General features: G+C 36.9%; 9 protein-coding genes and 1 tRNA gene. 7 read left to right on the top strand and 3 right to left on the bottom strand.

The window, feature by feature from the left end; genetic code table 11:
• Window positions 1–2: 2 nt before the first annotated feature.
• The 5 genes from kbl to AC3RVG_RS05200 all read left to right on the top strand — a co-directional run bounded on the left by kbl (window position 3) and on the right by AC3RVG_RS05200 (window position 6,502).
• On the top strand, window positions 3–1,202 hold the full coding sequence (gene kbl, locus AC3RVG_RS05180; RefSeq protein ID WP_489690379.1) for a glycine C-acetyltransferase: 1,200 nt from the start codon (window positions 3–5) through the stop codon (window positions 1,200–1,202).
• Window positions 1,203–1,324: 122 nt separating this feature from the next.
• Window positions 1,325–2,710, top strand: a complete 1,386-nt coding sequence (locus AC3RVG_RS05185; protein WP_489690380.1) for an OmpA family protein — start codon at window positions 1,325–1,327, stop codon at window positions 2,708–2,710.
• 73 nt (window positions 2,711–2,783) lie between these two features.
• Window positions 2,784–5,510, top strand: coding sequence for a PD-(D/E)XK nuclease family protein (locus AC3RVG_RS05190; protein WP_489690381.1), 2,727 nt, complete (start codon window positions 2,784–2,786; stop codon window positions 5,508–5,510).
• A complete protein-coding gene (locus tag AC3RVG_RS05195) occupies window positions 5,510–6,361 on the top strand; it encodes an alpha/beta hydrolase family protein (protein WP_489690382.1) in 852 nt (283 codons plus the stop codon). The genes AC3RVG_RS05190 and AC3RVG_RS05195 overlap by 1 nt, the downstream gene beginning before the upstream one ends.
• A gap of 67 nt (window positions 6,362–6,428) precedes the next feature.
• Window positions 6,429–6,502 (top strand) — tRNA-Ala (locus AC3RVG_RS05200).
• A 113-nt stretch (window positions 6,503–6,615) separates the two neighbouring features.
• Here AC3RVG_RS05200 and AC3RVG_RS05205 read toward each other — a convergent pair.
• Window positions 6,616–7,410: a universal stress protein gene (locus AC3RVG_RS05205; RefSeq protein WP_489690383.1), complete on the bottom strand. Its 795-nt coding sequence runs from the start codon at window positions 7,408–7,410 to the stop codon at window positions 6,616–6,618.
• 148 nt (window positions 7,411–7,558) lie between these two features.
• Between AC3RVG_RS05205 and AC3RVG_RS05210 the strand changes: the two genes are divergently transcribed.
• Complete coding sequence (locus AC3RVG_RS05210; RefSeq protein ID WP_489690384.1) at window positions 7,559–8,893, top strand: MATE family efflux transporter; 1,335 nt, start codon at window positions 7,559–7,561, stop codon at window positions 8,891–8,893.
• 35 nt (window positions 8,894–8,928) lie between these two features.
• On the opposite strand, the gene AC3RVG_RS05215 is transcribed toward AC3RVG_RS05210, so the two are convergent.
• Window positions 8,929–10,245: a phenylacetate--CoA ligase family protein gene (locus AC3RVG_RS05215; RefSeq protein WP_489690385.1), complete on the bottom strand. Its 1,317-nt coding sequence runs from the start codon at window positions 10,243–10,245 to the stop codon at window positions 8,929–8,931.
• Window positions 10,246–10,312: 67 nt separating this feature from the next.
• Between AC3RVG_RS05215 and purD the strand changes: the two genes are divergently transcribed.
• On the top strand, window positions 10,313–11,584 hold the full coding sequence (gene purD / locus AC3RVG_RS05220) for a phosphoribosylamine--glycine ligase (protein ID WP_489690386.1): 1,272 nt from the start codon (window positions 10,313–10,315) through the stop codon (window positions 11,582–11,584).
• A gap of 4 nt (window positions 11,585–11,588) precedes the next feature.
• Here the strand turns inward: purD and AC3RVG_RS05225 are convergent, their stop codons facing one another.
• Window positions 11,589–11,816, bottom strand: coding sequence for a DUF6341 family protein (locus AC3RVG_RS05225; protein WP_489690387.1), 228 nt, complete (start codon window positions 11,814–11,816; stop codon window positions 11,589–11,591).
• Window positions 11,817–11,826: the final 10 nt, after the last annotated feature.

Consider the following 11,826-nt stretch of genomic DNA (forward strand, 5'->3'; position numbering starts at 1 on the left):
AAATGTACGGAAAAATTAAAGAACACCTTCAGAAAGAACTTGAAGAAATAAAGGAGAATGGACTCTACAAAAGAGAGCGAATTATAACTTCGCCCCAAGATGCTGAAATCACGATTTCTACTGGCCAAAAGGTTGTAAACTTCTGTGCGAATAACTATTTAGGGCTTTCGGCTAATAAAGAAGTTATTCAAGCTGCCAAAGATGCAATGGATACGCACGGTTTCGGGATGTCTTCTGTTCGGTTTATTTGTGGAACACAGGATATTCATAAAGAATTGGAGCAAAAAATAGCCGATTTTTACGGCACTGAAGACACTATATTATATGCCGCTTGTTTTGACGCAAATGGTGGTGTTTTTGAACCACTGCTTGGCGCAGAGGATGCTATAATTTCAGATTCACTAAATCACGCTTCTATTATTGACGGTGTACGCTTGTGCAAAGCTGCGCGTTATCGCTATGAAAATAGTAATATGGAAGATTTAGAAAAGCAACTTATTGCTGCAAATGAAAACGGAGCTCGTTTTAAACTTATAGTTACAGACGGGGTATTTTCCATGGATGGTTTAGTAGCTCCGCTTGATAAAATCTGCGATTTGGCAGATAAATACGACGCTTTGGTAATGATTGACGAATGTCACGCAACAGGTTTTATAGGCGAAACAGGTCGTGGCACCTTAGAAGAAAAAGGTGTAATGGGTCGTGTTGATATAATTACAGGAACGCTAGGAAAGGCACTTGGTGGTGCTATGGGTGGTTACACTACCGGTAATAAGGAAGTTATTGAAATGCTTCGCCAGCGCTCTCGACCTTATTTGTTTTCAAACTCGTTGGCGCCTGCAATTGTTGGTGCATCAATCAAGGTTTTTGAAATGCTTTCAAACAATACTTCATTAAGAGATAAGCTTGCAGAAAACACTGCATATTTCAAAAAAGGGATGAAAGAAGCTGGTTTTGATATTATTGATGGCGATTCGGCAATTGTGCCCGTAATGCTATATGATGCAAAGCTTTCACAACAAATGGCAGACAAATTATTGGAAGAAGGAATTTACGTAATTGGGTTCTTCTTTCCAGTTGTTCCAAAAGACAAAGCAAGAATACGCGTGCAGCTTTCTGCGGCGCATAATAAGGAGCATTTAGACAAAGCAATCCGCGCCTTTATTAAGGTGGGAAAAGAATTAAACGTTATTGCCGTCTAAATCCTTTATTTACGTATCAATAGCACCGATTTTAGGAAAATTTTATTAGATTTGCTTTTGTTTATAAAATTTAACAACTTACTTTTGCTCTTAATTAACACTTAAAAATTAAACAATCGAATATGAAACATCTTACCAGATTATTAGTTGCTGCTGTCCTATTTATGGGAATCGGGGTAGCGAACGCGCAAGACGAAAACAATCCTTGGGCTGTTGAGATTGGTGTAAACGCTGTTGACGTTTATCCAGCTGGTCTCAACGAAGACCAAGTACGTATCCCAGCAGGTGCTAAAGGGGATATCTTTGACGAGTATTTTAATGCAAATGACCACTGGAACATTCTTCCATCGGTTTCAAGACTTGCTATCAGTAGATATATTGGAAGCGGTTTTGTATTCACTGCAGCAGGTTCTATCAACCAAATCGACAGATTAGGTGATCTTCCTGCAGACGATCTTAGCTACTACAGTGCAGATGGTGAAGTTAAATACAGCTTCAAAAATGCATTAAACAGCAGCTGGTTTGATCCTTCTATCGGTATCGGTGGGGGTTATACTTGGGTTGATGATATAGGATTTGGTACTGGTAATGCAATTGCTGGTGTTAAGTTCTGGTTCAACGAATACCTAGCTCTTAACTTACAATCTACTTATAAGCATTCTTTCGAGGATTCTTACGGAATCACTCACTTCCAGCATTCAGCTGGTGTTGTTTTCCAATTTGGAGGAAAAGATACTGACGGTGATGGTATATATGATAAAGATGACGAATGTCCAGAAACTCCTGGTTTAGCTGAATTTAACGGATGTCCTGACACTGACGGTGACGGTATTGAAGATAGAAATGATGCTTGTCCTAACACTCCTGGTTTAGCTGAATTCAACGGTTGTCCTGATACTGACGGTGATGGTATCGCTGATCCACAGGATGAATGTCCTACTGTAGCTGGTTTAGCTGCTCTTAACGGATGTCCTGATGCTGACGGTGATGGTATCGCTGATAAAGACGATGCTTGTCCTAACGAAGCTGGTCCTAAAGCTAACAACGGTTGTCCTTACAAAGACAGAGACGGTGACGGTGTTCTTGACAAAGATGATCAGTGTCCAGATGTTGCTGGTACTGTAGCAAACAAAGGTTGTCCTGAAGTTTCTGTAGAAATCATCAAGCAATTGAACGATTACTCTAAAACTATCTTATTTGATTATGACAAAGCATCTATCAGAAAAGAATCTTATTCTGCACTTCAAAGTATTGCAGACATAATGAAAGAATATCCTAACGCTAGCTTCTTAATTGAAGGACATACTGATAGCCGAGGTAGTGATTCTTACAACGAGAAATTGTCTCACGAAAGAGCCTCTTCTGTAAGAGATTACTTGACCACAATTGGTATGGATGGTTCAAGATTGACTTCTAAAGGTTTTGGTGAAGTTAGACCAATTGCAACAAACAATACTGCAGCTGGAAGACAACAAAACCGTCGTGTTGAAATTTCATTAGTGAAATAATTTTCAACCAAAAGTTTTAATAAATTATTTTGAAACGCCTCCGATTTTCGGGGGCGTTTCTTATTTTTAGGCTATGCTAACATTCCTTCAAGAAACCCTAGCCGACATAAAGAATTCGGGTTCCAATATTTCAGAAATTACATTCATTCTCCCCAGTAAAAGAGCTGGTGGATTCCTAATGAATGAATTGAAAAAGAACATCGAGAATACGCAGTTTGCTCCACGCATTTGCAGTATCGAAGAATTTATAGAAGATCTGTCCAATCTTAAAATTATAGATAATACCGAACTGATATTTAAAAGCTATGAAGCCTATTTAAAAACAACTAGTATTCCCGATAAAGAAGATTTCGAAACCTATTCAACTTGGGCAATTACGCTATTAAACGATTTTAATGAAATAGATAGATATCTGGTGGAACCAACACCTTTTTTTGGTTATCTGGCCAGTATCAAAACTTTGGAAAGATGGGGAATAGAAGATGAAAAAACGGAGCTAATAGCAAATTATCTCCGCTTTTGGGAAAGCCTGCCTTTGTTCTATGACAATATTCAAGCGCTACTTCTAAAAGAAAATATCGGGTATCAAGGAATGGTTTATCGCGAGGCGGCAGCAAATATTGAACACTATATTAATAGTAGTAAAAACAAAAAGCATGTCTTCATCGGGTTTAATGCTTTGAATGCTGCAGAACAGAATATTATTCAAGAGTTACTTGAAGCTGAAAACACCCAAGTTTATTGGGATACAGATCAAGTTTTTTACGAAGACGCTAAACACAGCACTTCACATTTTATACGGAAATATATAAATGAATGGAAATATTTTCAGAACGAAGCCCCCAAGTTTATCGCTGAAAACTATCATACACCAAAACATTTTCAACTTGTAGAAGTTCAAAAAAATATTGGTCAAGCAAAGTATGTTGGGGAATTGCTTTCAACGCTGACTAAAGAAGAAATCGATAAAACGGCCATTGTATTGGGCGACGAGAATTTGCTGATTCCATTACTATATTCATTGCCGGAAAACGTAAAGAGCGTGAACCTTACAATGGGTGTATCGTTAAAGAATTTTCCTGCCGTAGTATTTTTCGAATTACTTTTTTCCATCCATCACCGCGATGCGGGATCGCTTTATTATAAAGATGTACTTTCAATCTTAAATCACCCTTTGGGGAAGGGATTAATAGCGAATGCAAGCGAGATCTCTCAAAATTTAACGCGTGACAACATAACACATATTACCGCAAGTGAATTAATTCAACTTTCAGATGCTGCTGAAAATAAGATGCTCCAGCTTCTATTCGAAAATTGGAAAGATGATAGCAATATCGCTATAGAATCATCCTTAAAGATTATTGAAGAACTTCAACAAACCAACAAATCTAGCACGATTGAAAGTGTCGTACTGCATCAACTCAGCAAGGTTTTTGGTAAAATTGAAGCGCTGAATCAAAAGTATCCACACCTTAAATCCATCAAAAGTGTTCTGACGCTTTTTTCAGAATTAACTTCTGCAACTTCGCTAGATTTTGAAGGCGACGCCTATAACGGTCTTCAGTTGATGGGAGTGTTGGAAACGCGTGTGCTCGATTTTGAAAATGTAATTATTACTTCGGTAAACGAAGGTATTTTTCCCTCCGGAAAATCGAACTCTTCGTTCATTACTTACGATTTAAAACAGCAATTCAAGCTGCCGCTTTTCAATGATAAAGACGCTATTTATACGTATCACTTTTACAGATTGTTGCATCGAGCAAAAAAGATTACCTTAATTTATAACAATCATTCCGAGGGGATGAACACGGGTGAAAAGAGCCGTTTTATAAGACAATTAGAAATAGAACTACAACCAAATCACACGCTTAACAAGCGTATTCTCTCGCCCAAAGTGCAAATAAAAAAGCAAACTTTACGGGAGATTTCAAAAACTGAAGCCGTGATGCAGCGGTTGCGCGAAATTGCCTCCAAAGGATTTTCACCTTCTGCCTTAACCAGCTATATCCGTAATCCTTTAGAGTTTTATTTTCAGAAAATTTTGAGGCTAAACGAATTTGAGGAAGTTGAAGAAAATGTAGCAGCAAATACGCTTGGAACCATCGTTCACGACACGCTAGAAATATTCTATCAGCCATTGGAGGATACTTTGCTAACAGTTCAGAATTTGCGTGAAATGAAGACGCGAATCCACGATGAAGTAACTTCGCAATTCAAAAAAACATTTAAGGGAGGCACATTTACAAAAGGAAAAAACCTCATTGTTTTTGAAGTGGCGAAGCGCTATATTTCTAACTTTATTGATCGCGAAATATCTGATGTTGGAGCTGGAAATACAATAAAAATCATCAAAATTGAAACAAATCTAACTTTGGAAATTCCTTTTTCAGAGCTTGATTTTCCAGTAAATATCCATGGAAAAGTAGATAGGGTAGATGAATACAATAGTCAACTTCGAATTATAGACTACAAAACAGGTTTGGTAAACCAGGGCGATGTTGAAATAATTGATTGGGAAGAATTAAACCAAGATTATAAATTCAGTAAAGCTTTTCAGATTTTGACGTATGCTTTGATGATGAATAATGAAATACCTATTAAAAATGCTGAAGCAGGCATTATTTCATTTAAAAATTTAGGGAGTGGATTTCTGAAATTTGGAACAAAAACTTCAGCTTACAGTAAAAGAGACCAGCAGATAAACACTGATACTTTGGAAACTTTTACAATAGAATTAAAGAAATTAATTTTGGAAATTTGTGACGCAAATATTCCTTTCACCGAAAAAGAAATAAATTAATGATAATTAGAAAGAACAAAATTCTCGCTTCCGAAAACAAGAAGCCAATATCATACGATGTTTATTATAACGAAAGCGTGAAGCCATTGCCGGTTGTTATTTTTAGTCACGGTTATAAGGGTTTCAAAGATTGGGGTGCGTGGCGTTTGGTAGCTGAAGCTTTTGCCGAAGCTGGATTTTGTTTCGTAAAATTCAACTTTTCGCATAACGGCGGAACGATGGAGCAGCCTATAGATTTCCCCGATTTGGAAGCTTTTGCCGAAAACAATTTTAGTTTGGAGCTGGATGATTTGGATAGAATTTTAAACGAAATTGAAAAAGGAAACGAAAATCTTCCGAAAGAAATTTCAACCATTTCGTTGATTGGTCATAGTCGCGGCGGCGGAATTGTATTAATTAAAGCTGAAGAAGATAGCCGAATTAAAAAAGTGATAACTTGGGCGGGTGTAAGCGATTTTAAAGCGAGATTTCAAGAAGAGACGGAAGGTTTTGAAGCTTGGAAAGAAACAGGCGTTACACACGTTGAAAATAGCAGAACGAAGCAAATGTTACCACATAAGTTTCAATTTTATAGAGATTTCAAGAATAACGAGGAACGCTTCTCAATTCACCGTGCAGTAAAGAGTTTAAAAATACCTTTACTTATTGTTCACGGAAGCGATGATCCTACGGTTTCTTTAAAAGAAGCGCAGGCTATTCAATCGTGGAACCCAAAAAGTGAATTTGAAATAATTGAAAATGCCGATCACGTTTTTAACGCTAAACACCCTTGGGATGAAAGCATTTTGCCAACCCAACTTAGAAATGTAACTGCAAAAACAATTGATTTTTTAAAATCAACTTCGTATTAAAAAATTCACTATTTTTGGCATCCTAATCAGCAAATGTTCTTACGCCTTACGAGCTTTGGAACACGACGGGGGATTAGCTCAGTTGGCTAGAGCGCTTGCATGGCATGCAAGAGGTCATCGGTTCGACTCCGATATTCTCCACAAAAAAACCATCAGTTTAAGCTGATGGTTTTTTGTTTTTATCTTGTTTAGAGATTTCGATGTCAGGTTAATTCTGTAATCGAGCACTGTAATTTTATTTTGAGTACTGCATCCTATTCCTGAACCGGTAAAACTAATAGCGGCTTGCTAGTATAAAATTCTTTTTTCAAGATTTCATTCTTTTCCCAAAGCTTTTTAAAGAAACCGCGTTTTCTTCTTACAACGCAAAGCATATCTGGATTATACTGTTGAAAATATTCAATTACTGCCTGAAAAGTGGTAGCGGCTTCAACTTGTGTATACGAAGTTTGCAGCGCCTTTAAGTTGTTAGTTACGTTTTTCATTTCTTCCGTAGTTTCTGGAGTTTCTACGTGAAGTACGTGAACTTCAGTACCAAAACTCTCTTTGAATCTAGCAACGACTTCTAATAAATCATCGTGTTCAAATGTTCCATTTTTAAAAGCCATGAGCATGGTTTTTGGGGGGGCAAACTTGGCTCCCTCGGGAACAACTAGGATTGGAATATTGGTTTGCTTCAGCAATTTACCTGAAGTTTTACCTAAATAAACTTCTTCTTTTATGGAATTACTTCGCGGTGCTAGTACCATTAAATCAATTGGTACTTGTCTGCTTATTCGAGCTAATCCCTCCAAAACTTCGCCTTTAACAGGATGCGCAGTAACGTGTACGTTTTTACTGTCCACTTGAGAGAGAATTTCATTTAATCGATTTTCAGATTCTTCCTTTAAAATGTTATTCAATTTTGAAAGACTGCCAACTTTTGAAAGTTCCTGAAATACAGAAACTACATATACATTCGCGTTTATCGATTCGGCCAAATCTATGGCGTATTGTAAATTACTAACTGAGTTTGCTGAAGAGCCAACGGGAACCAAAATATTTTTCATATGGTGAAAACTTCTAATTTATGAATACAAAATTAACGTAATTATTCTTCGACTCATCAAACTTTCACATTTTGCATAAATTATATCACTTTAAGGCCTATCAATCCTGTTGGCTTTTTTCATTTTACGTAGTTTTGCTTTTTCCAAAATGCAGCACACCGATATATCATTTAAACGAATTCAACAGCTCGCAATTCCAGCTATTATTGCAGGAATTGCCGAACCCGTGCTATCTGCCACCGATGCAGCAGTAGTTGGAAATATAAGTGAATTCGGTATTGAGTCGCTCGCAGCGGTTGGGATTGTTGGGGCATTTCTGTCTGCTCTTATTTGGATTTTGGGTCAGACTCGAAGCGCTATTTCAACAATTGTGTCGCAAAACCTTGGCGCAGGAAAGTTGAAGGATCTACATAACTTTCCAGCGCAGGCAATTTATTTCAATATTGTGCTGAGTATTATCGTGCTGTTTTCTACCTATTTCTTTGTAGAAGAAATCTTTAAATTCCTCAATGCCGAAGGCATGATACTGTCTTTCAGCATAGACTATTACAACATTCGCGTTTGGGGTTTTCCACTTACGCTTTTCACTTTTGCAGTTTTTGGATTGTTCCGAGGACTCCAAAATACATTTTGGCCAATGATTATCGCTGCAATTGGTGCGGCCTTAAACATAGGGTTAGACTTCGCTTTGGTATACGGAGTTGAAGGCTATGTTGCGCCAATGGGAATTAAAGGCGCCGCATGGGCAAGTCTTTTCTCGCAAGCGGTAATGGCTGTACTGGCCTTAATTTTTCTTTTAAAGAAAACTGAAATTTCTTTAAAACTTACTTTCCCGCTACACCCCGAAATAAAGCGTTTGGTAAATATGAGTTTGAATCTCTTTTTGCGAACGGTAGCGTTAAACACCGCATTAATATTGGCAACGCGAGAGGCTGCAGATTTAGGAAAGGAATATATTGCAGCCCACACCATCGCGTTTAATATCTGGATTTTCACCGCTTTTTTTATTGATGGATATGGTGCAGCCGGAAATATTTTAGGAGGAAAACTGCTGGGCGAACGCAATTATAGTTCACTTTGGGAACTCACGAAGAAAGTAAATCTATATAATATAGGAGTCGCCGCATTACTGGTTTTAGCAGGCTCCCTTCTTTATGAGCCCTTGGGACTTCTATTTAATAAAGACCAAAAAGTGCTCAGTATTTTTTACAGTATGTTTTTTATGGTTCTGCTTTGCTTACCCTTTAATGCCTTGGCTTTTACGCTAGATTCTATTTTTAAAGGATTGGGAGAAATGCGCTATTTGCGAAACGTACTTTTAGGAGCAACAGTATTCGGTTTTATTCCGGTGCTATTTCTTTCAAAATATATGCATTGGGGGCTGATTGGTATTTGGGCCGCACTGATAGTTTGGGTTGCATATAGAGCGGTGGCACTGATGATTAAGTTTAAAAAGAAATACATTCCACTAATAGAAAGTTAACGCTTTTACTGAACAGATTACTTCAATTTATTTCTTTATTCACTAGGTTTAACTAATGAAATAAACTGTTTTAATTTGCCGCTTTTACTTCGTTTCAAAATAGCTGTTCTTTCAAAAACAAGCTTTAAATCCTTTTCCAAATATTCTGTAATTGACTTTTGAATTTTAAGCTTTTCTTGGGGTACGAGTTCTTTTTGAGCAACATATTGAATTTTAAAAGTATCTATTTTGGTTTGTTCGATAACAAATTCTTTTACATTACCATCATTGGAGATTACACTTTTAGTAACATAATAAAAGGTAAGTCCTGGCACAATCTTCCCGCTCGGCAACTTGGCTATATCGTTTGTGCGGCCTATTAACTTTTCTAAAACAGGATTTTTGTAAGTGCTCGACTTGGCTAAAACACCAATATCGCCAATCTCATAACGAATCATGGGATGCGCCTTATTGTATAATGCTGTAATTACAATCCGTCCGGAACTACCTAAAGGAACTGGTTTGTCATCTTCGTCAAGAATTTCGATGAACATCGTACTGCTATTCACTTTTAATTCATCTTCTGAATTTGTAAAAGCTATCAATCCTAACTCAGAAGCTCCATATTCATTAATTATAGGAATATTAAAAACGTTTTCCATCAATTCTTTATCGTCTTCAAAAAGCATTTCACTGGTTGCAATGCAATATTTTAAAGTTGGGCAAACTTCAGTGAGAATGATATTTCTTTCTTTTAAAAACTTGGCAAAAAGGACAATTGCACTTGTATATCCATTGATGTAATCAAACTTTTTATGTTTGAAAAGAATTAAAATTTTTTCCATTTTTTCTTCTGAAAGATCAAAAACAGAAAACCTATATCTATGGCTCAAAAAATCTTTAAACCGTTCTTTGTAATATCCTTGAAAATTTAATGGAATGCCGTAAAATCGCGCCTGTAACGATGAGTTTAGATCGATTCCCAAATTCCCATAACTGTCTATAAATTCTGCCCAAGATAAGGAGTGGCAATATTTGTCTTTCGCGAATATAAATGGCGTCCCGCTGGAACCTGAAGTTTTACTTATATAGATAGACTTCTTTAAATATTCTTCGGATAGTCTATCTTCTAAAGGTTGCTGAAGATGGCCTTTTGTTAAGACAGGTATATCTTCCCAAGCTAAATTATCAGTGCCAATAAAATCGCGATAAAAAGAATTATTTTGAAAGTGATATCGAACTATTTCTTCACGGGTTTTTAAAATATAGCTTTTAAAATCGGTTTCTGGAATTTGTTGAATTTCTTTAAGCTTCGCTTTTGCCTCATCAATGCGATAGCCATTAAGCTTTAATGTATTTTCAAACAAATTCATTTTGGAATATATTAGGGTGTCAATTTACAAACAATTATTTTTGACACCGAAACAAAACATTTCAATTATGAACATCCTTATTCTTGGTTCCGGTGGTCGCGAACATACTTTTGCATACAAATTTGCGCAGAGCAAACGCTGCGATAAACTTTTTGTAGCTCCCGGAAATGCCGGTACTGCTTCCATCGCAACAAATGTGGAATTAAAAGTAACCGATTTTGAAGCGGTGAAAAATTGTGTTCTTGAAAATAATATTGAAATGGTAATTGTTGGTCCCGAAGATCCTTTGGTGCTAGGAATAGCCAATTATTTCGCCGAAATTGCCGAGTTAAAAAATGTGATGCTAATTGGTCCCTCAAAAAGGGGCGCATTATTAGAAGGAAGCAAGGAGCGTGCTAAAGAATTTATGATGCAGCATAACATTCCCACGGCTGCTTACCAAAGTTTTACTGCAAAATCTCTGGAAGCTGGGAAATTATTTCTTGAAAAATTAAACCCTCCCTATGTTTTGAAAGCCGACGGTTTAGCCGGTGGAAAAGGTGTTTTAATTTTGAATGATTTAGACGAAGCCAAACAGGAGCTTGAAAATATGCTCGCCCATAGCAAATTTGGCGAAGCCAGCTCTAAAGTGGTTATCGAAGAATTTTTAGACGGAATAGAACTAAGTGTTTTTGTTTTAACAGATGGTAAAAATTATAAATTGCTGCCTACTGCAAAAGATTACAAACGCATTGGCGAAGGTGATACTGGATTGAATACTGGCGGAATGGGCGCCATTTCCCCAGTGCCATTTGCAGATGAAGTTTTGATGAAAAAAATTGAAGATCGAATTGTTAAGCCTACTGTTAATGGTCTGTCCGAAGAAAATATTGACTACAAAGGTTTTGTTTTTATCGGTCTTATAAATGTGAATAACGAACCGTATGTAATAGAATACAATGTGCGTATGGGCGATCCTGAAACGGAAGTTGTGCTACCGCGCATAAAAACCGATTTGGTAGATTTATTTGAGGCGACTTATAATAAAAAACTCAATGATATCAATATTGAAATTGACGACAGAACCGCAACTACGGTTATGCTCGTATCTGGCGGATATCCTGAAGCGTACGAAAAAGGCAAAGTTATTTCAGGTTTAGAAAAGGTGGAAGGTTCTATTGTTTTTCACGCTGGAACAAAGTTTGAAAACGGTGAAACACTTACAAACGGCGGACGCGTTTTAGCGGTTACATCTTTGGATGATGATTTCAGAAAGGCACTAAAAAAATCCTATCAAAACATAGAAAAACTATCTTTTGACAGGATGCAGTATCGTAATGATATAGGTTTCGACCTTTAGAAAATTACGGATTTTCGTCGAAAGTATAAGTTACTTCGGTGTTTTCGTTGAATCCTTTCAATTGAAGCAACCAGTATATAAAAGCAGAAGCGCCAATTAACAAAAATACCCAAGAAACAATATTTGCTAGCAACCAGCTTTCAAGCTCCAGCTTCATCAAAGCGTCATAGGGAATAAACAGAATATCTTCAAAAAGGGAAGCTATTACTTCCCAAAAACCTTTCCAAGTCATATCTTTAATC

Source organism: Aequorivita sp. IT1282 (assembly GCF_058068205.1).

What these genes read in the sequence shown, in the direction of transcription:
- kbl (WP_489690379.1), top strand. Translation starts at nt 3, where the DNA reads ATGTACGGAAAAATTAAAGAACACCTTCAGAAAGAACTTGAAGAAATA.
- AC3RVG_RS05185 (WP_489690380.1), top strand. Translation starts at nt 1,325, where the DNA reads ATGAAACATCTTACCAGATTATTAGTTGCTGCTGTCCTATTTATGGGA.
- AC3RVG_RS05190 (WP_489690381.1), top strand. Translation starts at nt 2,784, where the DNA reads ATGCTAACATTCCTTCAAGAAACCCTAGCCGACATAAAGAATTCGGGT.
- AC3RVG_RS05195 (WP_489690382.1), top strand. Translation starts at nt 5,510, where the DNA reads ATGATAATTAGAAAGAACAAAATTCTCGCTTCCGAAAACAAGAAGCCA.
- AC3RVG_RS05205 (WP_489690383.1), bottom strand. Translation starts at nt 7,410, where the DNA reads ATGAAAAATATTTTGGTTCCCGTTGGCTCTTCAGCAAACTCAGTTAGT.
- AC3RVG_RS05210 (WP_489690384.1), top strand. Translation starts at nt 7,559, where the DNA reads ATGCAGCACACCGATATATCATTTAAACGAATTCAACAGCTCGCAATT.
- AC3RVG_RS05215 (WP_489690385.1), bottom strand. Translation starts at nt 10,245, where the DNA reads ATGAATTTGTTTGAAAATACATTAAAGCTTAATGGCTATCGCATTGAT.
- purD (WP_489690386.1), top strand. Translation starts at nt 10,313, where the DNA reads ATGAACATCCTTATTCTTGGTTCCGGTGGTCGCGAACATACTTTTGCA.
- AC3RVG_RS05225 (WP_489690387.1), bottom strand. Translation starts at nt 11,816, where the DNA reads ATGACTTGGAAAGGTTTTTGGGAAGTAATAGCTTCCCTTTTTGAAGAT.